At 37.6% G+C, this 23,140-nt stretch carries 21 protein-coding genes; 17 read left to right on the plus strand and 4 right to left on the minus strand.

The window, feature by feature from the left end; genetic code table 11:
• Window positions 1-8 precede the first annotated feature (8 nt).
• Together BAU15_RS00565 and BAU15_RS00570 are read right to left on the minus strand one after the other, a co-directional pair.
• On the minus strand, window positions 9-1,109 hold the full coding sequence (locus BAU15_RS00565) for a mandelate racemase/muconate lactonizing enzyme family protein (protein WP_161840803.1): 1,101 nt from the start codon (window positions 1,107-1,109) through the stop codon (window positions 9-11).
• Between the two features lie 223 nt (window positions 1,110-1,332).
• Window positions 1,333-2,355 carry an LPXTG cell wall anchor domain-containing protein gene (locus BAU15_RS00570; protein WP_161840804.1) on the minus strand — a complete coding sequence of 341 codons (1,023 nt, stop codon included), beginning with the start codon at window positions 2,353-2,355 and terminating at the stop codon, window positions 1,333-1,335.
• A gap of 319 nt (window positions 2,356-2,674) precedes the next feature.
• Between BAU15_RS00570 and BAU15_RS00575 the strand changes: the two genes are divergently transcribed.
• The 4 genes from BAU15_RS00575 (at window position 2,675) to BAU15_RS00590 (ending at window position 6,625) form a co-directional block, all read left to right on the plus strand.
• Window positions 2,675-3,628, plus strand: a complete 954-nt coding sequence (locus tag BAU15_RS00575) for a glycosylasparaginase (RefSeq protein WP_161840805.1) — start codon at window positions 2,675-2,677, stop codon at window positions 3,626-3,628.
• Between the two features lie 392 nt (window positions 3,629-4,020).
• Complete coding sequence (locus tag BAU15_RS00580; RefSeq protein ID WP_161840806.1) at window positions 4,021-4,905, plus strand: helix-turn-helix domain-containing protein; 885 nt, start codon at window positions 4,021-4,023, stop codon at window positions 4,903-4,905.
• 148 nt (window positions 4,906-5,053) lie between these two features.
• Window positions 5,054-5,932, plus strand: a complete 879-nt coding sequence (locus BAU15_RS00585) for an ABC transporter ATP-binding protein (protein ID WP_161840807.1) — start codon at window positions 5,054-5,056, stop codon at window positions 5,930-5,932.
• Between the two features lie 90 nt (window positions 5,933-6,022).
• Complete coding sequence (locus BAU15_RS00590) at window positions 6,023-6,625, plus strand: ATP-binding cassette domain-containing protein (RefSeq protein ID WP_161840808.1); 603 nt, start codon at window positions 6,023-6,025, stop codon at window positions 6,623-6,625.
• Between the two features lie 292 nt (window positions 6,626-6,917).
• On the opposite strand, the gene BAU15_RS00595 is transcribed toward BAU15_RS00590, so the two are convergent.
• The gene (locus BAU15_RS00595; RefSeq protein ID WP_161840809.1) at window positions 6,918-7,793 is read right to left on the minus strand and encodes a helix-turn-helix domain-containing protein; all 876 of its coding nucleotides are present in this window, start codon (window positions 7,791-7,793) and stop codon (window positions 6,918-6,920) included.
• A gap of 405 nt (window positions 7,794-8,198) precedes the next feature.
• Between BAU15_RS00595 and BAU15_RS00600 the strand changes: the two genes are divergently transcribed.
• The 7 genes from BAU15_RS00600 to BAU15_RS00630 all read left to right on the plus strand — a co-directional run bounded on the left by BAU15_RS00600 (window position 8,199) and on the right by BAU15_RS00630 (window position 15,422).
• Window positions 8,199-9,806: an ABC transporter ATP-binding protein gene (locus tag BAU15_RS00600; protein WP_161840810.1), complete on the plus strand. Its 1,608-nt coding sequence runs from the start codon at window positions 8,199-8,201 to the stop codon at window positions 9,804-9,806.
• On the plus strand, window positions 9,803-10,486 hold the full coding sequence (locus tag BAU15_RS00605) for an ABC transporter ATP-binding protein (protein ID WP_161840811.1): 684 nt from the start codon (window positions 9,803-9,805) through the stop codon (window positions 10,484-10,486). Before BAU15_RS00600 ends, BAU15_RS00605 begins: the two co-directional genes overlap by 4 nt.
• Window positions 10,487-10,559: 73 nt before the next feature.
• Entirely contained in the window at window positions 10,560-11,456 is an 897-nt protein-coding gene (locus BAU15_RS00610) for an ATP-binding cassette domain-containing protein (protein ID WP_161840812.1), read from the plus strand.
• A gap of 425 nt (window positions 11,457-11,881) precedes the next feature.
• Window positions 11,882-12,421, plus strand: a complete 540-nt coding sequence (locus BAU15_RS00615; RefSeq protein ID WP_272927899.1) for a 5-bromo-4-chloroindolyl phosphate hydrolysis family protein — start codon at window positions 11,882-11,884, stop codon at window positions 12,419-12,421.
• Window positions 12,421-13,323: a hypothetical protein gene (locus tag BAU15_RS00620; RefSeq protein ID WP_161840814.1), complete on the plus strand. Its 903-nt coding sequence runs from the start codon at window positions 12,421-12,423 to the stop codon at window positions 13,321-13,323. Before BAU15_RS00615 ends, BAU15_RS00620 begins: the two co-directional genes overlap by 1 nt.
• A gap of 231 nt (window positions 13,324-13,554) precedes the next feature.
• Complete coding sequence (locus BAU15_RS00625; RefSeq protein ID WP_161840815.1) at window positions 13,555-14,343, plus strand: PHP domain-containing protein; 789 nt, start codon at window positions 13,555-13,557, stop codon at window positions 14,341-14,343.
• Window positions 14,344-14,489: 146 nt separating this feature from the next.
• Window positions 14,490-15,422, plus strand: a complete 933-nt coding sequence (locus BAU15_RS00630; protein ID WP_161840816.1) for an FAD:protein FMN transferase — start codon at window positions 14,490-14,492, stop codon at window positions 15,420-15,422.
• Window positions 15,423-15,921: 499 nt separating this feature from the next.
• Here BAU15_RS00630 and BAU15_RS00635 read toward each other — a convergent pair whose 3' ends face one another.
• Complete coding sequence (locus BAU15_RS00635; RefSeq protein ID WP_161840817.1) at window positions 15,922-16,860, minus strand: LysR family transcriptional regulator; 939 nt, start codon at window positions 16,858-16,860, stop codon at window positions 15,922-15,924.
• 207 nt (window positions 16,861-17,067) lie between these two features.
• Here BAU15_RS00635 and BAU15_RS00640 point away from each other — a divergent pair, with 207 nt between their 5' ends.
• From BAU15_RS00640 to truA, 6 genes are all read left to right on the plus strand, one after another.
• Window positions 17,068-17,691, plus strand: a complete 624-nt coding sequence (locus tag BAU15_RS00640; protein ID WP_161840818.1) for an NADPH-dependent FMN reductase — start codon at window positions 17,068-17,070, stop codon at window positions 17,689-17,691.
• Window positions 17,688-20,117, plus strand: a complete 2,430-nt coding sequence (locus tag BAU15_RS00645) for a flavocytochrome c (RefSeq protein ID WP_161840819.1) — start codon at window positions 17,688-17,690, stop codon at window positions 20,115-20,117. The genes BAU15_RS00640 and BAU15_RS00645 overlap by 4 nt, the downstream gene beginning before the upstream one ends.
• Window positions 20,118-20,139: 22 nt before the next feature.
• Window positions 20,140-21,369 carry an L-lactate MFS transporter gene (locus tag BAU15_RS00650; protein ID WP_161840820.1) on the plus strand — a complete coding sequence of 410 codons (1,230 nt, stop codon included), beginning with the start codon at window positions 20,140-20,142 and terminating at the stop codon, window positions 21,367-21,369.
• Window positions 21,370-21,565: 196 nt separating this feature from the next.
• Entirely contained in the window at window positions 21,566-21,892 is a 327-nt protein-coding gene (locus BAU15_RS00655; RefSeq protein WP_161840821.1) for a hypothetical protein, read from the plus strand.
• A 9-nt stretch (window positions 21,893-21,901) separates the two neighbouring features.
• A complete protein-coding gene (locus BAU15_RS00660) occupies window positions 21,902-22,297 on the plus strand; it encodes a DUF3885 domain-containing protein (RefSeq protein WP_161840822.1) in 396 nt (131 codons plus the stop codon).
• Between the two features lie 77 nt (window positions 22,298-22,374).
• Window positions 22,375-23,112, plus strand: coding sequence for a tRNA pseudouridine(38-40) synthase TruA (truA, locus tag BAU15_RS00665; protein WP_161840823.1), 738 nt, complete (start codon window positions 22,375-22,377; stop codon window positions 23,110-23,112).
• Window positions 23,113-23,140 lie beyond the last annotated feature (28 nt).

The following is a 23,140-nucleotide window of genomic DNA, read 5'->3' on the forward strand; positions in this document are numbered from 1 at the left end:
GAATCACTTTAAAATGAAGTTTTATAGGGAGCTAATTTTTCCCAGTCAAAGGTTACACCAATACCTGGTTCTTCAGGTGCAACAGCCATCCCATCTGTTTTATCGATAACAAGCGGTCTAGTCGTGTATTGATCAATTGGGAAACTATGCATTTCTAAGTATCCAGCATTTGGTTGAGCAGCTAATAAACTTACGTGTAATTCTTGCATACCGTGAGTGGATACAGAAAGATTGTGAGTTTGAGCTAGTGCAGCGACTTTCAACCAACCAGTAATTCCGCCAACATTTGAAGCATCCGGTTGAGGGAAGTCAACATGTCCATAATTAATCATGTGCATAAATTCGATTGGCGTCCGTAAGTTTTCCCCACCAGCAACAGCGATATGTCCTTCTTCGGCAATCCGTGCGTAGCCTTCATAATCTTCAGGAATAGTTGGTTCTTCTAAGAATAGAATGTCATATGGATTCATTAATTTGGCAGCTTTAATTGCTTTTTCTACAGACCAACTCATATTAGCATCTACCATAAATGTGACATCTGGACCAATCAATTCACGAACAGCTTTTATTCGTTCGATGTCTTCTGCTAAAGTTTTTTGACCAAGTTTTATTTTTACGGCTTTTAAGCCCATATCGAGATATTTTTGATTATTTTTTAGTAATTTATCAAGTGGGAAATTTAAATCGATTGCGCCACCATAACATTTTACTTTATTACTATGTCCACCTAATAGTTTGTATAAAGGTTCATCAGCTTTTTTTGCTCGTAAATCCCATAATGCAATATCACAGGCTGCAATGGCAAAACTAGCTAAACCTCCACGGGCAACATAATGGATGCCCCAATTCATTTTATCCCAAAGAGATTCGACGCAGCTAGGATCTTGATTGATTAAAACCGCTTTCAATTCTTTGTCGATTAATTTTGCAATTGATTCTCCACCGAATCCACCTGTATAAGTATAACCGACACCAGTCCGGCCATCGTCCGTTGTGATTTTTACGATAGGGACTTCAAAATGGGTATGAAGGCCATGTTTTGCATCTTCCATAATTTCAGGTAAAGGAATACGGTAATACTCAGTAATGACATCGATAATTTTTGACATAATAAAATCCTCCTAATTTCTACTAATGTTAACGTGTGCATTGTTATCATAACACATTTTTTGGAATATTGGAAGAAACTAATTTTAGACGATTTATTTATAGATTACTCTAGACTAATTAGGATATAAGTTTTAGATTTATACCAGTCGCACAAAAAAATAAGCTCGTAACATTTTGTGATGAAAATGTTACGAGCTTAAAAATGAATTTCTTTATTATTATTTATTTTTTCTTTCTTCTAAAAATCACGAATAGAATGACAATGACGACTATGAGTCCGCCGATGACAGTTAGCCAAGCTTTTCTTTGCTCACCAGTTTTTGGTAAGAAGCCTGTATTCTTATCCTCTTTGTCTTCTTTTGCAGGCGTGCTTTCTTGAGCTTTTTGAGAAGAACTTGTCTGCTCAGTGGTTGAGCTTTCAGTTGTTGGTTGAAGAGCCGCGCCGCTTAGCACTTCTGGATTTTCAGAGTAATTAATAATCCAAGCAATCACCTCTGGGAATAAGGAACCCTGTTCTGCGATAATCTTTTTTTGAATAGGAGAAATATATCTTAAAATGTTCATTAATTCATCACGATCAAGTTTTGGCATGGGCATAAAAGAACTTGTTGTAGGGTAAAGCGCAGCTAGATAGTTTTCTAATTGATCAATTGATGGAATCATATCCAAGGTATTTTCGTAATCAGTTGGATTATAGGCTAGTGCGGGTTCAATTTCATCCCACGAAAGAGTTTTATCTTTGTACAATGCTTGCAGAACACGCGCATAACCGCCAATATCTAAGCCATAGACTTCTGTGCTATATCTGGTTGTAAGCGTCATCGCATTAAGTAATTGTTCATCAGAATAAGAATCTACTTCCTCAGGGGAAATGATTGATGCCATATTAGCATCTTTTAGGCTTTTGCGAAGATCTTCTGCGGTGCTACTGACATCTACTTCTTCAGCAGAAGTAGCAGCTTTTACACCAATTTTGTCTTCAAGCGTATTTTCTACATCCTCTTTTTCTTTAATTACATCAACAGAATCAGGCACAGTGACTTCAGAAGTGCTTATATCTGTTGTAGTTTGCTCTTTTTCTGTTGATGAGCTAATGACTTCGCTCGACTCAACGGTAGAAGAAAAATTGGTTTCTTGTGTAGAACTTGTTGTTAGACTTTCCATCGTACTTGAATCGACTGTATTTGCATTAGCGGTTAAAGGGAGTAAAAGAATAAATGCTGATAAAAATATGTATTTTTTCATCTATGTCATCTCCTTGATATGTTTGTAATATAAATGTAACATAAAAAGCGTGAAAGTAAATGATAACGCGCATTTATTTTTATTGTTTTCTCTGATATTTAAAGAAACTTAATAATTGCTATGAAAAAGATGGTATGACTAGCAGTACTAATTCTACATATTGATTATCAGGAAGAATCAGTGTATTTTTTAGGAAAGACATAGTCTCAATTGTTTTAAAAAATTGAGAAAAATCAATGGTGATTCGGCGAAAGAGTCAGGGGTAGTATGCTAATGGGTGTTAAACAGATGATTAGTGGAGAAGGGAGCTTGAATATTTATGACGTGGGGGGCAATTGCAACGTGGCGGATGGCGCATGATGGCGTCGTCGAAGCGCTGCGTTTATTGGCAGAAAATGATCAGGCCGGCGATGCGGTCGAGGCATTGATAAAAACGGTGGAGGATTATCCTTACTATAAATCAGTGGGGTATGGAGGATTGCCGAATGCGGCGGGGATTCTTGAGCTGGACGCGGCCTACATGGATGGCGATTCGTTTAAAATTGGTGCGGTCGCTGGAATTCGCGATGTCAAAAATCCAATCTCAGTGGCGCGAAAATTGAGCGAGGAAAAGTTCAACAGTTTTCGCGTGGGTGAGGGAGCGACGAATTATGCGATGCTGGAAGGCTTTGAACGGAAAAATATGCTGACTCGCCGGGCCCATCGTATCTGGGAAAAACGCCTGGAGGAAATTCGGCTATATAACCTAAATCCATATGACGGACACGATACAGTTGGGGCAATTGCACTTGATCAAGCGGGCACGATGGTCGCAGGTACGTCGAGTTCTGGTTTATTTATGAAGGCGCCAGGACGAGTCGGGGATTCGCCACTTTCCGGTTCGGGTTTTTATGTCGACAGCGAGATTGGCGGCGCGGCGGCGACTGGTTTAGGAGAAGACCTGATGAAGGGCTGCCTTTCCTATGAGATTGTTCGATTGATGGGCGAGGGGCTCAGTCCTCAGAAGGCTTGTGATCAAGCGGTCTACGGTTTCCATGACAAATTAACGCAGCGTTATGGCAAAGCTGGAGCCTTTTCACTAATTGCTATGAACAAAGCCGGCGAGTGGGGTGTTGCGACGAACGTGGAGTTTACCTTCAGTGTGGGTAATGAACAAAATAAGCCGCAAATCTTTATTGCGAACAAAGGTGAAAACCACACGACGCACATCGAACCTATCACGAAGGAATGGCTAGAAGCCTATGAGAAAAGAATTAAGGCGCCAGTGGAGTAGGATGTGGTTTGCTACCGTAAAATATTTTCCGAAATAAATTCCCTTTCAGCTTCAGCAACCCTACTAGCAGCTGATCAACTGCTCCCAAGCTTAATTTTTATCCGTTCCTAGTAACTTAGATATTTCACTTTACATGATTTTTTGGTATTCTCAATTTGCGTCATCGTGAATTCATCCTTTATTGATTGGTGTAGGAACCTCAATAATACATAGGATTTTACGATGACGTTTTTTTGTTTTTCTAGGTGGCTAAGTTCATTATAAAATCCGCCAGAATTTTTTGTGTTAAAATATATGAAAGTATCATTATTCCAACTTTTAGTACGTACAGTAGTATATTTTGATAATATACTTGAACCTCATTTCAGAAGTTTATTTTAGGAGCCCTATTCATGGAAAATACAAATTATTCTATCGGATCGATAATTAAAGAAATACGAATGGAGAAGCTGCTTACACAAAAATATGTTGCAGGTGATTTTTTCTCTACTAGGCATTTGATTAACATAGAAAATGGGTCAGTCAGCCCAAGTACAGATATTTTATTGCATATATGCCAGGCTTTAGGCGTCTCTATTGAAGAATTGTTCAATAGACTTTATGCTAAAGAGCAGACAGCACTTGACGAAATAAAAAATAGATTTAACTTTCTTTATGAGAATGGCTCATTTGATCAAATTCACGAGGAGCTTTCAATAAAGTTAGATCAAATTGTTAATAAAAATATTTGTGCGGCGGTTACGTATAAGTTCCTAAAAATTATGACAGATTACTATGGGAATAGTGATGAAAAACAAATCCTATATCGTTTAGAAAGTCTGATTGAGAGTAATCCGATCATATTAGAAGAACCGCTAAATGATTTACACGTAAATATTATTATTCAATATATTCAGGTTAGCTCTTATTCAGAAAAATCACTAGTAGTTGCACAATCTATCGATTTTATAAAAGATAGTGCACTGACGTATGCAGTTAACATGGGCTTATTAGTAAAAGAAGAATGGAAAAATGTGGTGGATAATTGTCGATTGTGTTTAGAAAATGTCCGGAATAAAGATCTTTTTATTTTGCCGGGTATATATTTTCAATTAGGCGTTTCTTTATACAAAATGAATGATTTAACAGGTTTGAATATGATTAATAAAGCTTTCATACACGCACAACTAAATTGCCAATCTTACTACCTAGACGGATTCAATGAGTTATTGGAATATTTTAGTATTGTACTTCCTATTGATTGTTTAATGGAAAATAAGGATTGGTTGTCTGAGTAATAGATATCAATCCTTGTTTTTTGAAACTAAATTAAGGTTAGATAATAAAAATAGCAACGGGCAAGTGAACTATAATTCACTTGTCCGTTGCTATTTCTTATCTTATATTTTGAATATACCAAAAATAAGCTAGATAGGAAGATGCCCAATGAATCTAATTTTTAACTATACAACAAAAAGAAAATTGATTGTTTGCTTTGCCTTTATGATTTTAACCGCTTGTACGAATGCGTTTACTAGTTTTCTTTTTTCAACAATCATTCAATCGGCAACTCAAGGGAACGGGTCGTACGTTATTTTACTTGTAATTTCTGTTCTTATTTATAGCCTGTTTTTTGTTCTAAGCTATTTTGAGATTCGATTAATTAATCAACTGACCTTCGAGTTTAACACGCGCATAAAAGAAAACTTTGTTCAGAGTCTTTTACAGGGAGGGAGCAGTGATCGTTCTTCCGGAGAGGAACTTAACTTTATTACAAATGATTTAAAACTATTGGAACAAAATTATCTAGGGAGTTTTTTTCAAATAGTGAAATTATTAGCAACATTTGTCGTCTCATTTGTAACAGCGTTGTTCTACAGTATTCCGATGGCCTTTATATTTATCGTTTTTTCACTAATTCCTTTATTTGTCCCTAAACTTTTTGAGGAACAGACCAAACAATCATCAAAAGAATGGTCGAAGGCTAATTCACTTTTCGTTTCGGCATTTAAAGAGATGATGACTGGACTTTCTGTTATCCAAATGTTCCAGAGTGAAAAATATTTTTCCCGAAAAAATTCAGCACTCATTGAAAAAGTAGAGAGTCGCTTGTTACGCATGAATTTTCTAACCCAAATTAGTTCCTCTTTAATCAATACTGTGGGCACGATTTGTTTTTTTATTCCAATCATTATTGGTGGAATACTTGTGACGGAAAAGCAATTGGCGCTGTCCAATCTGATGGGGTTGGTACAAATTTCAAATACGATTGTTAATCCGTTGATTTCAGGAATCGCTTTGATTAGTACCTTTCATTCGACATAACCAATTATTGAGAAACTACAGCATTACTTTTCACCAACCGAGAAAAATTCAACTAAGAAAAATAGTTCAGCAGCAACTGGAAGAATGCTTTTGAAAAATCTAACGGTCTCTAGGAATAATCGTGCACTGTTTCAGCCAATAAACACGACAATTGCGAGTGGCGACAAGGTTTTAATTAGAGGCCGATCGGGTATTGGGAAATCAACACTCTTACATCTTATTTTGGGGCAGAATATAAGTCATCAAGGAGTTTTCGAGATTGAACAAAATACTGTTGCGAACATGGGGAAATTAGCTTTACTTTTAGTTCCTCAAGAGCCATTTATAATGAATGCCTCAATCAAAGAGAATATCTGTTTTAATGAAATATTTTCTCCAGAGGAATACCAAGAAGTTATCAAAAAAACTGACCTTACCTCTATAGAACGAGAGTGGAAAAGTAAACCATTAGGGGAAAATGGACAATTTTTATCAGGCGGGCAGAAACAAAGAATTGTATTGGCAAGAACACTGATTAGAAATCCTAAAATCTTACTGTTGGATGAGTGTACCTCTGCATTGGATACAGAGTCGACTAGAAAATTACAGAAGATTATTCAGTCTTTACCTCAAACTGTTCTTGAAGTAGCTCATAAAGTTCAAGAAGAGGAGGAACAAATGTATGATCAGATTATTGACTTGATAGACGATTAGTAAAGCTAATATAGTATTTATGTTATTCGTGGTCAAGAAATGTGTATAAGAACTAATTTTTTATTGAATGCAGATTTGGGAACACATATCTATTTTGAAACTTAATAATTGTTATGATTAGCAATTTAGTAATCGGAAAATTTAGATGATATATCAAAAATTTCTTCTATTTAATTATTTTTGTGGTAGACAATTAGTTGTTACTAAAATGTTTCTATAGTATTTTGTGCATATTAAAAAAGTTATTTCATTTAATAGCGTAAGAAATTTTTACGAACTGGACTTCATAGAATTATGTGATAATAATTTTTTGTTTTCCTAAAATGTTTTCGTAGTTTATTTTTACTTGGTCCAAATCAAGAATAGGCAGCATATCTAGTAATTTTTTAATTTCCAATGTGGCTTGCTCTTTTTCTTTATTCAATAAAATTAAACAAATATTCAAGTTCAATTTTGATAAAATCTTTTCATATAGTAAGAGATGTGTATTCGCTTCTTCTAGAGCCTTTTTCGAGTATTCATAAGCAAGTTCATATTTCTTGTGGGCGATTAACAATGTAGATAGATTGAGAAGCATATGCTGCTTGGAATTTTGAAATTCAGTAAATGAAGAATAATGTTCAATTTTTTTAAGTGCCAACTTAGAAAAGAATAGAGCATCATCTATAGTAAAAGCAAACATACTATTATTAAACAATTTCATTTCATAAAGATACCAATTACTACAAGATAATAGATATTCTTTGATAGGAGCTAATGCAGTAGCAGTTTTTTCAGAGGGAGTATTATTATTTTCATAATAAATTCTGAGAGATTTACTTAAAAGAGAGATATGTTGAAGATAATAGTCACCCTCACTTAAGTATAGTTCCTGGGCTTCTTTTTCTAATTTCTTTAAGTTTTTAAGATTATGACTACTTGCTGAAAGGCTCAATTCGATAAAGACTTCCCGATTATATGGAGTACTATTATCATTCAATATATATATAAACTCATCATATGTGATGCTCAATCTATTGAGTAGCTTAATAAAAACAGTGAGTGAAGGAAAATACTTATTTCCTTCTATCAAAGACAGATAAGATCTACCTACTATTTGAAAAGCAGTTTCTTTTTGTGTCATGTTTTTGTCATGTCTTATTTTTTTAATAGCACTGCCAAATTCCACAGATTACACCCCTTTTATTTTTTTATAGTTATATTTGTTCGATATACTAAACAAATATAACTATTAACTTCACAATGTTTAGTATAATTAATATATAGTACTATAGCATTGCTTCTTTTACTATTCAAATATATAAATGCGATGTTAAAATTAATTAAATAGCACGCTTTTGTGAATACTATAACAACTAGTGAATTAACGTATTATTTAAGCTATATCTACAGAATATATTTATTTATATTTTAATTAGACATCTGAAATGAATGCGTTTACGAAGTGGAGTAGTAAATTGTACCGATAGATGTAGCCAGGATAAAGAATAATATAAGTATTAAACGGAAAGTGGTGATTGGTATTAATGAGAAAAATGAAACATTTAGAAGTAAGATAGGTTCATTAACGAGGGTGACTAAGATTACAAAGGGCATGTTTTTTAAGCTGCTGCTCTTGATCGTGATTGTTGCATCTACGAATACAATCGTTTCTTATTTGAGTCAAATAGGGATTACGGCAGCTTTAGAGCGCCAACAGAAGCACCTAATATTGGCGTTTGGCCTTATGATTTTGTTTAATTTGGTCTTCGGATTTACCATCTATTTTTATGATATTGAGAAAGAAAAGGTTCGCCAATATGTGTCAAAAAAGATAAAAAACGATTTACTTAATCGACTATTAGTGATGGATGACAGTGAACTTTCTGGCCTAAAATCAGGAGATTTGGTTATAACGGTGAATGAGGATAGTGAGATTTGCGCGTCATATATTACGAATATTGTCCTACCAGCAATTCAGATGGTTTGTACGATTGTGATTGGTTTAGTCTACATCTTTTTTACCTCGTACGTGATTGGCTTGATGGCCTTGCTGACTATTCCGATTTTTTATACACTGAATCGGAAAATTTTTAAACGGTTGGAAGACAACAGTGCTGAGATTAGAACGATGGCAGAAAAAATGACGACCTTTTCTGAAGAATACTTCAATAATCTGCCAATTATACGTCTATATAGGATGCAAAAGAAGTTAGCACAAAAATATGAGCGTCTTTTTGAAGATAAATATCAGAAAGAAGTGACCGGCTCAAAAATTAGAACTATCTTGAAGTATAATACTGAAATGCAAATATTGGGTTCAGAAATGTTATGTATTGTCTTGGGGATAGTCTTATTGCGGTCCGGTTCTCTTTCAATAGGTGAGTTGATTGGGATTACTAACGTTTATATTGGCTCAATTATCTGGCCAATTATTGATTTGCCAACGATTGTTTCGGAGCTAGCTGTACAGTTTAGCTCATGGACAAGGATTGAGCGTATTTTTAATCGGAAAATAACAGATACTCAGCACAAAGAAAAAAATTATCAAGTTGTTCCTAGTGAGACAAATCAATTAGTCATTGATCGCGTTTCGTTTAGCTATCGTAAAAATCCAGTGCTATCCAATATTAATATGTCCGTGAAGCAAGGAGAAATAGTCTATATTGTTGGCGATAGTGGTGCAGGTAAATCAACGCTGATTCACCTGATTTGTGGCATATTGCCATTAAAAGAAGGAACGATTCAACTGTATTCAGATGAGGTAAAGGTAGAGGATAGTCTTTTTGACAGTCTTTCTTATGTGCCACAGAAGAACAACTTATTGCCTTTTTCAGTAGCTGATAATTTGAATTTTGGGCGAGTTTTTTCGACAGAAGATTTAAATAAAGCTTTGGCGGATGTGGGTTTATTAACGGTTGTCAATGCATCTCCGCATGGCTTAGAAAGTCGAGTGGGCAAGGATATTAATTTCTCAGTGGGGGAATCCCAGAGACTGTTGATTGCGCGTTCCATCTTGCATGACAAACGAATTATGATTCTTGATGAGCCGTTCTCTTCATTGGATGAAAAGAATATTGCGCAAGTCTTAAAACTGTTACGAGCGCTAAAAAAAGACAAAATCTTGCTGATCGTTTCCCATCATATCCCGACGCTTACTCAAGGTGAATCAATCTTTCGATTAGAAAGGAGCAAGCCATGAATTTTATCAAGAAAAACGGTGAAGTCTTGCGATTCTTAGACATTTCTACGAGGGAATACGTGTTATCGATTATCTATTCATGTCTGAGCTCGATTACCTTTGTGACCGTCGTTTATCTACTGAAACAGATTCTCGACAGCTTATCTCAGACTATCGGAATGACCACCTATAGTTATTTATTCGTCTGTTGTCTGTTAGTGATTTTAAATATATTCTTTATCAGACAATCGATGTTTTACAAAGTACTCACTAAGCAACGCGGGCTAAAAGTAACGCAACGTCGCTTATTTAAAAGCTTATCAACAAAGCCTTATTTCTCAATTGAAAAATTGGGCATGGGCAAGTGGCTGACCATGATTGGTCCGGATTCTGTGGATGTTTCTAATTTGACTTCAGAAACCCATACCAACTTTTTCTCTGGTTTAGCCAAATTCTTGTTTACCTTAGTCATTAGTGTGACGATAAATTGGAAATTGGCTGTTTTTATCTTGCTGATATCCGCTTTCTCGGTTATCATTCCGACTTATTTTAGCAAATTAATCAAGCAGACGAAGGATATCAAACGGGGAAATGATAGTGAGCTTCGAAATTTTGTCGTGGAAGTCTTACATAACAAGAATTCTATCCGACTATATAAGGCCTACAAATTCGTTTTGGCGAAGTTTAACAGTCAAAATTGATCAATATATCGAATCGAGTATTCATAATAGGCGATATAACGCAAAATCCACTTATCTGAGTATTGGTTTTGGAATGTTTGCTAATACCCTATGGATTATCTTGGGGATTTATCTGATCTACGTCAATAGTCTAACGACTGGCGGATTATTTCTATTTATGTTGCTGGGTGATAGTTTGTCTTGGCCATTTTCGATGCTGCCGCAATTAATGAATGAATCCCATGACCAACTATCCTCTTATGAACGAATGACTGAATTTCATTCTGAGGATAAACGTGAGAAAACGCCTGGAAATACTCAGCCATATGAGCAAGATTCGTTAGTTAAAATAACGGATTCATTAATTTCTCTAAACAATATTGCTTACAAATATGGGGACACTGCAGTTTTTTCGAACATCAACGCGGAACTGGATAAAGGCGATTGGCTGTCGATTTCAGGAAACAGCGGGGCTGGAAAATCAACGCTGATGAATCTCATTCTAAAACTTTACACGCCTTCAGATGGTGAGATTAAGTATAATCAAGCACTATTTGATGAAAATAACGAATTATTGATTGGCTATGTGCCACAGAAGAGCCTACTGTTCACGGGAACAATACGCGAAAACTTGCTGTATGCTCGGGCGAGTGATGAGATAATTGAAGACGAAGAGCTCTATCTCGCTTTGGAAAAAGCCAATGCGCTAAATTTTGTGAACCAACTAAAAGATGGCTTGAACACGATGATTGGCGTAGGTGAAGAAGTTCAATTATCGCTAGGGCAGCAACAAAGAATCGCCCTGGCAAGAGCCTATGTCAGCCAAGCAGAAGTCTTTGCGCTAGATGAGTTCACCTCAGCATTGGATGCGGTTAACGAAGAAGTCATCCTAGAAAAACTCAAACAAGCTAACAAATCAGTCCTGATGATTTCACACAAAGCAACGACTGTTGAAAACTGTAACAAAGAAATTAGGTTGGTACGGGGATAAGTAGGTTGAATTATAGGTTGCGTAGGAAACATTCTCATATGGAAATAAATTCTCTCAGCTTCAGTAACCACACCATCAAGTAATCAACCGTTTTTAAACTTCAATTTCTAACTATTTCTAGTAACTTAGATATTTCACTTTACCTAGTTTTGTGTTATTCTCATTTTGTGTCATCGTAAATTCATCCTTTATTGATTGTGTAGGAACTTCAATAATACATGGGATTTTACGATGACGTTTTTTTGTTTTTCTAAGTGGCTAAGTTCATTTTAAAAATCCGCCAACTTAATAATTTATAAATTATTCCCTAATTTTTTCAAATTCAAACTAAAAATAAAGAATTTAGCTTCCCTATGGTCATTCATGTTGAGGATATTTCATGGTATAATTTTTGATAGTCAATTTTTATAGAAAGTAGGAAGTGCATGATAATTTCTATCATCATAGTCTGTTTGAGCTTTGCTCTAGTGGGGTTTACTACAGGAAAAAGTCATCGAGCTGCTATTAAAGCGTATAAAGAAAATCTTCGTAAGTATCAAAAAGAGAAGAAGCTGACAGATTCCGAGTTACAGCTATTCAAAGAAACTTTAGGAGAAGCGAAAGAACTCATTTTGAGTTGGGAAGAAACGAATAAGGGAATCAAGAGTTTGAATATGATTGAAGCTCAGGAATTAGGATTGAAGTCGTCTAAAGAAATTTTTAAAGAGCTGATGGAGCATCCTAAAGAAATTAATCAATTAAATGAATTTCTCTATATAAAGTTACCGGGTGTAGTGGATGCTTCTAAACGAGTGAGGCAGATTTATGAAGCGGGTTTATCCACACCAGAGATTGATGAGTCGCTCAAGTCGATGCAGCATACGATTGAAGTGATATCGAGAAGCATCACGGATGATTATGAAGCAATTGTTCAAGAAGATTCAGAAGAAATTGCCTTAACGAAAAAAATTATTGGAGAAAAGTAATGGGGAAAAAGAAACGGTTTTATGATGAGTATGACGCGCTGTTTACTAAGCCAAATGCACGAGTAAAAATCCAAGAGGGCTCATTTGCAACAACTGTTGGTAAAGTGAAATCAGAATTATCCAGTGCAGCTGTTGCCAAAAAGGGAAAACCTAATCGTAAGAATAGATCAGTCAATAAGAAAAACAAGCGCTTCGTCTGGATAGGGATAATCGTTGCGGCAGTCTTGGTCATGATGGGGATTTATGGGAGCACACTTCCTGATGATTATGATGACGAGTATGATGAAGATCGTTATACTGACATACGCCCATTGCAAGAGGCGGGGCTCAAACGGACGGGAACCATTGATTTAAGTCAGCCGTTGGTGATTAGCGTGGATGAGAAGACGCTGCATTTTAATAAAGGCTATAGTCTTGAGATTAAAGGCGATGTTGATATCGAGAATCTGACAGAAGAATTGTCTGTATTACCTACCGATAAAGGATATCCAACTGTGGAATCGATTGCTTGGGTGAAATTTTATTCTGGGCGAGAGTATCTTCGAGGGGCTAATATGGGAATGTCAGGAAATTTGATTGTAAGTATGTATGATTATCTGGATAATAGAGAGAAAGCGACGACTTTTACTAAAGCGTATCCTGTAGCAGATATCGGGGATGTTCAAACGGGGTATGTCGTCGATTATGATGGAGATGAGGAATACGTTTATGTGGGAATTCAAAGGTATTTTATCTTTCCTGATGGAACGGGGATTTGGTTAGAGACTAATTCAGATATCTTAGATAGAATCGAACTTCATCCCGATGATAGTTTTGAAACAATCAAAAAAGCTTACTCTGAAGATTTTAAATTCCTTGAAGACAGTTTTTTGTTTACTCAAGATACAGAGAAGCAAGGATAGTTTTTGATCGTATAAATGAAGAAGTTGGCTCCTAGCAATAAAGGAGGGCTTCTTACTTATTGCACGAAAATCAGTGGATGATTTTCGTGCTTTTTTGCCTAGCTATTTACGATTTCCCCGTGAATAATCACGAAAAGTGTGCTATCTTTAGGCTGTGATAGGCGAATGATTTTGAACGCTTAGGCATTTATCGGATATTTGAAATTTATCTTACCTGCTGGAGGGGAATTCATGAACTATTATGATCAACATTTGCATACGTATTTGTCATTTGATTCGACTGAAACTTTTGAAAATTATTTGGATAAAGGCTTGGAAATATTTGTTTCAACGGATCATTTTGATTTGAAGAATCCGTACACTAATTTTAATGATGATGTGCCTGATTATGAAGAATACACGAAGAAATTAGCTGAGCTTTCGACTAAGTATGAAACGAAGTTATTGAAAGGAATCGAGATTGGTGTGGTTCCTGGTCAAGAAGCCGCGATTATGGATTTTTTGAGCCAGAGGGAATATGATGTCAAAATTATGAGTATTCACCAAAATGGCAAATTTGACTATATGGATCCAATCGTTAAAACGAAGCCTAAGCTTGAGGTAGCCAAAGAATATTTTGAACAGATGGCGCAAGTGCTGGACTCATTTCCAGAAGGCAATATCTTGGCTCATTTTGATTATGGCTTGCGTCAGCTGGAATTATCGCCTAAAGAGTTAGAGGAGAATTTCGAGCCGATATTGACGGAAATATTCAAAAAAGCGATTGACCGTCAGATGGGTTTTGAATTGAATGCTAAGAGTTTTGTGAAGTACAATAATGCCGAATTGTATCGCTATGCGGTGCCGTTATATATAAGTTTGGGTGGCGAGTTGTTCACTTTAGGCTCAGATGCCCATGTGGCGGAAGATTATCGATTGGGTTTCTCCGAGATGGCGGATTTATTGCGGGCTAATCAGGTCAAAGAATTGGTGGTTTTCCAAGGAAAAGACAAATTTATGACTGAGTTGCCAACGGCCTAAAATATAACTGAAATAAATGAAGTGGCAAATTAATCGCAAGTGAAAAAAGTATGCTCACAGATCGTTATTTCTTGGGATCCAAGGAATCGTTGGAAGTAACTTACACGAGATAATTCGTCAAATGCTAATCAAATCGGAGGAGTCAAATGGAAATCTCAACACGCACGTTACATTTAATGGGAACTGTCATTCAACTACAGGTGACTCATGAGACGCCGGAACTTCTGCTTGATGAAGCGAAACGGCGTTTGAGGGATTATGAACAGCGCTTTAGTGCAAATACTCCGCAATCGGAGTTGATGTCTGTCAATCATCAAGCTGGGATTCGCCCAGTGGCTGTTGATGCCGAATTGTTTGAATTGATCGAGATTGGTGTTGCCCAGAGTCAAATTTCGACGAGTTTTTTAAATATTGCGATTGGTCCTTTGGTACAGGAATGGCGCGTAGGATTTAGCGATGCCAAGCTGCCAGATGATGAGAGGATTCAGTCATTATTGAAACGGATTGATCCGCATAAAATTGAGTTGGATCAAGCCAATCAGACGGTTTATTTGAAAGAAAAAGGCATGTCCATTGATTTGGGCGGCTTGGCAAAAGGGTATTTTGCCGATAAAGTGATTGCCTATTTCCGTCAGATGCAGGCGCAATCGGGCTTGATTGATTTGGGCGGCAACGTTTTAACATTTGGTCCAGCTGCGAATCATGCGGATGGTAAATGGCGCGTGGGGATTCAAAATCCATTTTTACCACGAGGCAATTATGTGACAGTCTTGAAAACCGCAAATCAATCGGTGGTGACTTCAGGTATTTATGAGCGCAAATTTGACTGGCAGGGCAAGAGTTATCATCATATTTTTGATAGTCAGACAGGGTATCCTCTGCAGACGGACTTGGCTAGTTTAACCATTGTGTCAGAGGAATCCTTAACAGGTGAGATTTGGACAACGCGCTTGTTTGGCAAATCAGCCAAGGAAGCACTGCTTGAAATTAATCAAACGCCTGAGATTGAAGGAATTGTCATGACGGATGCTGGCGAGATCGCCTTCAGCAAAGGCATGGCTCCTTTGATTGAACAATAGAAAAATAGTTGAACGAATCAATTAAAAAATAGAAACTGAGGGAATCACCACTAGTCGGTGATTCCCTCAGTTTCTTTAAATGTACTATTCAATTTAGATTAAATAACCTAGCTGAAGGCATATTTTGAATCGGAAATCTGGATTATTTACTGAAAGAAGAGGAAAAATATCGATCCCAAAATTTTCTTATAATTTTTGAGGAAAACGTGCCTTTTGTATTTTGTGAGAAATAATAAATTGAAAGTCCCAAATTAGAGCCTTAAACATTAAGTATACCAAATTTTTAGGAAAGCCCTGCTATTAAGCGTCAAAATTCTTCAAAAGGTAAATAGGCAAAATAGTAAGTATACTTAATATTTTCATTTTTTCGATTTGAGAAAGAGAGTTACTGCCTAAGTTAAGGAACACTTAACAAAGTAAAACTATGGAAAGAGAAAATAACAATGATTGGGAATATTCTAACGTTAAATAATGTTTCATTAAGGATTCAAAAAAATATTTATGATTTCTGATCTAAACTTTCTTGCAAGTTTGTGATAAAACATTCAATGAAGTCATTTTCGACTTTGCTGAGGGTTCGATTATTGTAATGAGCAATAAAATAATTCAGCGAAACGTCTTGTAGTGGGAGTTTGACCACATTATACTTATCGCCAGTTTCGTGGACCTGGACACTTTCGGGTAACAAAGTGACGCCGAGATTTGCTTGGGCGAGGGCGCCGATTGTAAATATGTTATTGCTTTCTAAGACGATCTCCGGCTGAATGGCAAATTTCTGAATGAGGTAATCGATTTGATGACGAATCGCTGAGCCGTGTAAGGTCAGAATAAGTTTTTCTTGCAGTAGTTCTTTGAGTGAAATCGTTGAAGCATCCACGGAACGTTGCCCTTTTTGATAGAGTTTTGAAGACTCAGGAATAATTGCATAATAGCCATGTGGGCCGCGTTCATAAATGGTTAGCTGTGGTGGTAGAGTTTCTGGATTTTGACCAATAAAGAAATCAATTTGATTATTTAAGATTTTCTTCTCGTTTCGATGAGGCAGATCTTCGATTAATTCGACATAAACTTGTGGGTATTTCTTTAAGAATTCTGGTAAGAATAAAGGCAGTAGATAGGTACCAAGGCTGGAAAGGACACCGACTTTAATGATGGCTTTTTCAGGATGAATATAGGTTTCTAACTTTTTATTAAAACGATTCTGTTCAGCTAACAAAGAATTTAAGTGATGATAGTAAATTCTACCGGCTTCGGTCAATTGCAGGGGAGTGGCTTGTCGATCAATCAGTTCGGTGCCGAGTTCTTTTTCTTTTCGCTTAATCACCTGGGTGAGATAAGGTTGTGAAATATAGAGACTTTTCGCGGCTTTGGTAAAATTTCCGTGCTTCAAAAGCATCTCTATGAATTGCAACATCGTCAATGAATCGGTTTGGGTCATAGAAAATTCCTCCTGTCTGATTCCATTATAACAAAAAAGTTATCGCTTGATAATTAAATAAATATTTTACAATACAGACGTTATGTTTTACACTAACGATAGAGTGAATGAATGGTATTCTTTATATTTCAACATTTATTCACAGCTGTTTAGCCTATTTTTTTAAAATTAATTGTTCAATAAATCACAATAAAGGAGCGTTTTAGTATGAAATTAGTTGGAATCGTCGGAACAAACTCGGATCGTTCAACCAATCGTCAGTTATTACAATTTATTCAAAGTCATTTTAGTCAGCAGGCAGAAATCGAAATATGTGAGATTAAAGACTTGCCGGCCTTCAATGAACCTGAGGATAAAACAGCACCTGCCGGAATTCAAGCGTTGTCCGATAAAATCACGCAAGCGGATGGGGTCATCATCAGTACGCCGGAATATGATCACGCGATTCCAGCGGCTCTGAAAAGTGTTATTGAATGGCTATCGTATACAACACGTCCATTAATCGATAAACCAGTTATGATTGTTGGGGCTTCACATGGTTCGTTAGGATCATCTAGAGCACAAGCACATTTACGTCAAATCTTAGATGCTCCTGAATTAAAAGCGCGTATCATGCCAAGTGCTGAATTTTTATTAGGTCGTTCTTTGCAAGCATTTGATGAAGAGGGCCAACTGGCTTATCCAGACAAAGTCAAAGAGTTAGAAGAATGTTTTGATGAGTTTTTATTATTTGTCGAAATTACCAATCAATTAGTCAAAGATCATCGTTTTAAAACGGAACAAAATAGACAGTTTTCTTGGGAAACAGCGAATGGAGGAAACCACGAATGAAATTTATCGGAATTGTTGGAACAAACGCTAAAAAATCATACAACCGGATGTTGCTAGAATTTATGCAAAAACATTTTGCCGGAAAAGCAGAAATTGAACTCTTAGAATTGACAGATGTACCGATGTTTAATGAGTCGGATGATCAATCAGATAGTCCGCTTATCCAAATGTTTAACCAAAAAATTATCGAAGCAGATGGCGTAATTATTGCGACGCCTGAGCACAATCATTCGATTCCTTCAGCATTGAAGAGCATTTTAGAGTGGTTATCATTCAATTTGCATCCATTTGATGGCAAACCCGTCATGATTGTTGGCGCATCATATGATGTCCAAGGGTCTTCTAGAGCACAGCTTCATTTGCGCCAAGTCCTTGATGCACCAGGCGTGAACGCGACAGTTATGCCAGGTTCAGAATTTTTATTAGGCCGAGCAAATCAAGCGTTTACTGAGAATGGTGACTTGAAAGAAGAGCGGACAATTGATTTCTTAGAAAGTTGTTTCTGGCGCTTCATGCGTTTTACTGAAGTCGCTAATTTGTTAAATGAACCAGAAGAAGTTGTCTTTGAAGCGGGCTCATTTACCGTAACAGCTCCAGGACATAATGGCGATTTACCGATGGTTGTGACCTTGTCAGAGGACCGCATCGAAAAAATTGATATTGATACATCTGGGGAATCTGAAGGGATTGCCGATGTGGTATTCACACGAATTCCGCAACAAATCATCGAAGGTCAAACGTTGAATATCGATGTTTTATCAGGCGCTTCAGTGACTAGTAACGGCGTAATCGACGGCGTGGCAAAAGCAGTGAAATTAGCTGGTGCGAATCCAGATGTGCTGAAAAAACGTCCAAAACCAGCGAGTGCTTTACGCAAAGAAGATGAAGAATATACGACGGATGTTGTCGTTGTCGGCGCAGGTGGTGCTGGTTTAACAGTAGCTTCTAGAGTCTTACAACAAGGTAAAAATGTCATCGTTGTTGAAAAATTCCCAGCAGTCGGCGGAAATACCGTTCGAACAGGTGGACCGATGAATGCGGCGGATCCAGAATGGCAAAATAAATTTGCGGCAATTCCAGGTGAAAGTCATACCTTAAAAGAAATGATGGAAATGGATGAAAACGAGATTGATGAAGAGTACCGTCAAGATTTCCGTGACTTACAAAAAGAAATTCAAACTTACTTAGAGCAAAATTCAGAGCAAGAAGGTCACTTATTTGACTCGAATCTGTTCTATCGTATGCAAACATACTTAGGTGGGAAACGGACAGATTTAAATGGTCAACCAATTTACGGCCAATATGATTTGTTGAAAATTATGACAGACCGTTCAGTTGAATCAGTGGAATGGTTAGAAGCGATTGGCGTGGAATTTGATCGCACAGATGTGACAATGCCAGTGGGCGCGTTATGGCGTCGTGGTCATAAACCATTGAAAAATGAAGGCTATGCGTACGTTTCTGCATTGACTGATTTTGTAACTGAAAATGGCGGCACAATCATTACTGATACACCGGTGAAAGAATTGCTTGTTGAAGACGGCAAGGTGTGCGGCGTTATCGGTGAAGGTATGAATGGTCAAAAAGTGACGATTCATGCACAAGCAGTTGTCTTGGCTTCTGGTGGTTATGGTGCGAATACGAAGATGTTGAAACAGTACAATACGTATTGGACTGAGATTGAAGACGATATTAAAACATCGAATTCACCAGCGATTACTGGGGACGGAATTGTTCTTGGTCAAAGTGTTGGCGCTGATTTAGTCGGCATGGGCTTCTCACAAATGATGCCTGTTTCTGATCCAGATACTGGGGCTTTATTCAGTGGCTTACAAGTGCCACCACAAAACTTTGTGATGGTTAATCAACAAGGGAAACGTTTCGTTAATGAATATGGTAGTCGTGATACCTTGACACAAGCAGCGATTGATAATGGGGGCTTATTCTACCTAATTGCTGACGAAAATATCAAAGAAACAGCCTATAATACGAGCCAAGCAAAAATTGACAAACAGATTGCAGCAGGCACGTTACACAAAGCAGATACGTTAGAAGAATTGGCTGAGAAATTAGGCATGGATCCAGCTGTTTTCCTTGAAACAATTAAAAACTACAACCATTATGTGGAAGTTGGCGAAGATGCTGAGTTTGGCAAAGACGTCTTTGATTTGAAAGTTGAAGTCGGACCTTTCTACGCAACACCTAGAAAACCAGCTGTTCACCATACGATGGGTGGCTTGAAGATTGATACACAAACGCATGTCTTAAATGAAGCAGGCCAAGTGATTTCAGGCTTGTATGCAGCCGGTGAAGTTGCTGGAGGAATTCACGCAGGGAACCGTTTAGGTGGAAATTCGTTAACCGATATCTTTACCTTTGGCCGAATTGCGGGTCAAACAGCAGTTGAAGAAATGACGAACGCATAAAAAATTTAGTTGGAGGGTAAGAATGAATAAATCGATTAATAGATGGCTGGTGTTAGCAGCCTCAACCACTGTTTTGTTATGTACGGGCGCAATTTATGCGTTTAGTGTGTTTGCGGGACCTTTGAGCGCGTTGAGAGGATGGAGTATGGCGGAGATTATGCTCGCCTTCACCATCAATTCGGCTGTCGGACCGATTCCGATGATCTTAGGTGGATTTTTAACCGATAAAGGCTGGGCCAAATGGTCGATAGCCGTGGGTGGCTTATTGTTTGGCCTAGGATTTTTCCTATCAGGTTTTGTCAGCAGTCCGGCGATGCTTTATCTGACGTATGGCGTGATCGGCGGAGTGGGTCAAGGGTTAGCCTATTCTGGTTGTCTGAGTAACACGATTCGTCTGTTCCCGGACAAACGCGGTCTGGCTTCTGGGATTATTACAGCCGGCATGGGTGGAGCGGCGATTGTCGCGGCGCCTATCGTCAACTTGCTGATTGAAGCGCAGGATGCTTTACATGCTTTCCGGATGCTAGGCATTGCTTATATGGTGATTGTGGCGGTGGCGAGTATTTTTATCAAATCAGCGCCAGCGAACTATCAGCCAGAGGGATGGACACCACCAACTTCTGCTGCAGGTGGGCCTGCGGTTAATAAAAATTGGGTCAAAATGTTACAAACACCTCAATTTTACGTAATCTTCTTTATGTTATTTACCGGTGCTTTCTCAGGCTTAATGATTGCTTCGAATGCTTCAGTTATCGGACAAGAAATGTTCGGTATATCAGCGGCAACAGCGGCCTTTTATGTGAGTCTGTACTCACTAAGTAACTGTATGGGTCGTGTCATCTGGGGCACTATTTCTGATAAAATTGGTCGGAACAATGCCTTGACGATTATTTTTGGCGTAATTATTGTGGCCTTCCTATTACTCGTAACCTTATCTTCACAAATTGGGTTCGCGCTAGGAATTATTATTCTTGGCCTTTGTTTCGGTGGCGTGATGGGCGTTTTCCCACCCATCGTTATGGAAAATTACGGACCAAGAAATCAAGGTGTCAACTACGGAATTATCTTCTGTGGTTACTCAGCCGCAGCCTTTGTTGGCCCGCGTGTGGCAGTCAGCATGGCGACATCAAATGCTGGTGACTTTACCAATGCCTTCTATGTGGCGATCGGTATCGCAGTTGTAGGCTTAATTCTAAACTTTGTCTATGTACAATTGAAGAAACAAGCCGCAGCACGCGTTTTAGCAAAATAAACAAATCAATTGGATGACTGATCTAATAAGTCATCTGAAAATAATTCAAAATTAGTTTTTTAATAGTAGGAAATATCTTTCAGATGAGCGCAACTTGACTCATTTGAAAGATATTTTTCTTTTCCTTCGCCAAAACCACTAGAGCCTTCGTGAGTGTGCTATCATAGAGAAGGCTATGAATTGGAGGGAATAGATTATGAGTATCCAACACAATCCACAACCGATTGAACAAGAAACAAATCAAGGAATTAACCAATCAATCAACCAATCAATAATTAATCAGCTGACGCAGCAATTACGGACAACTTTTATTAGTGAATATGCGTATAAGACTGACTGTTTTTTGACTTTCGATGGGACACGTGCCTATCATTTTCGGCTGGACCTTTCTGACTATTATGGACGAGCTGAAAAAGAAATGTCTAAAGCGACGTTAACGAAAGTAACTGGCTTTTTAAACAGCGTCATTGATGTTATTTTTGCTGAAGCTTCGCAGGTGGTCTTTTTTGAATATGTCTACTAGCCGAAGCGCTTGAATCAATTTATTCATAGCAAGCAAGTACTCAGTGATCAGTACGGGTATTGCGCTGGTGATCAGGAAGAAACGTTGTTGCGGACGATGCGCTATTCGCTGAAGCATCCGAGTCAGCTGTACAAAATAGTTAAGGCGCTCGTTCATCAAGATTTTCCTGGACTAGATGCAACGGCTGCGAGAATGAGTAATCATCTGGTGCTGATGAATCCCGAAAAAGAGCTGCTGATTCATATTTATGATGACCGTGGCTGTGATATTTTTTGTCGAAATGAGTCGGATTATAAAGCCCTAATGGCGTTATGTAAAGAGCAGATTGATTACTATACTCAGATGATGGAAAAACATAAGTATCAGGTGATTGATTCACCCTATGGTTTGAGATTTAAACGATAGTTGATTGAAGTAGTGTGAAGATGAAGAATAAGTAGTAAGTATAAATGTAAGTGGAAAAGGAAGAAGGCAGAAATAAAATGAGAAATATTAAATTAACGATTGAATATGATGGCAAGCGCTACTTGGGTTGGCAACGTCTGGGGGATTCAGATAAAACGATTCAAGGGAAAATTGAAGGGGTCATTACTAAAATGACTGGCGAAGAAATTGAAATTGTTGGTTCAGGCAGAACAGATGCTGGCACCCATGCTAGAGGACAAGTTGCTAATTTTAAAACGACAACCGAGATGACGCGCGAAGAAATGCAGGTCTTTTTCAATCGCTATTTGCCGAATGATATTGTGATTACAGCAGTTGCTGAGGAGCCTGAACGATTCCACGCCCGCTACAATGCCAAAGGGAAACAGTATAGCTATTATGTCTGGAATCATGCAGTGCCATCTGCCTTGAATCGGAATTTTAGCTTTCATGTGCCGCAAAAATTGGACATTGAAAAAATGAATCAAGCTTGTGAAAAATTAATCGGTACGCATGATTTTGCTGGCTTTTCAGCGTTGAAAAAAACCAAGAAATCAACGACTCGAACAATTCAAAACCTGACGATTGAAGAAGAAGGCAACTTGCTTCATTTTACCTTTGAAGGCAATGGCTTTTTACACAAAATGGTTCGTATCTTGACGGGGACATTGATCGAGATTGGTTTAGGTAAATTAGAAGTTTCAGTGATTGATGAAGTATTCGAAACAAAAATCAGACAAGAAGCCGGCGAAACCGTACCAGCTCATGCGCTATTCTTGGATAGAGTCGATTATTAAGTAGAGCGTTGAAGGAGGATGATTCTTG

Origin of the sequence: Candidatus Enterococcus huntleyi (assembly GCF_009933175.1) — a bacterium.
Taxonomy (GTDB): Bacteria; Bacillota; Bacilli; order Lactobacillales; family Enterococcaceae; genus Enterococcus_K; species Enterococcus_K huntleyi.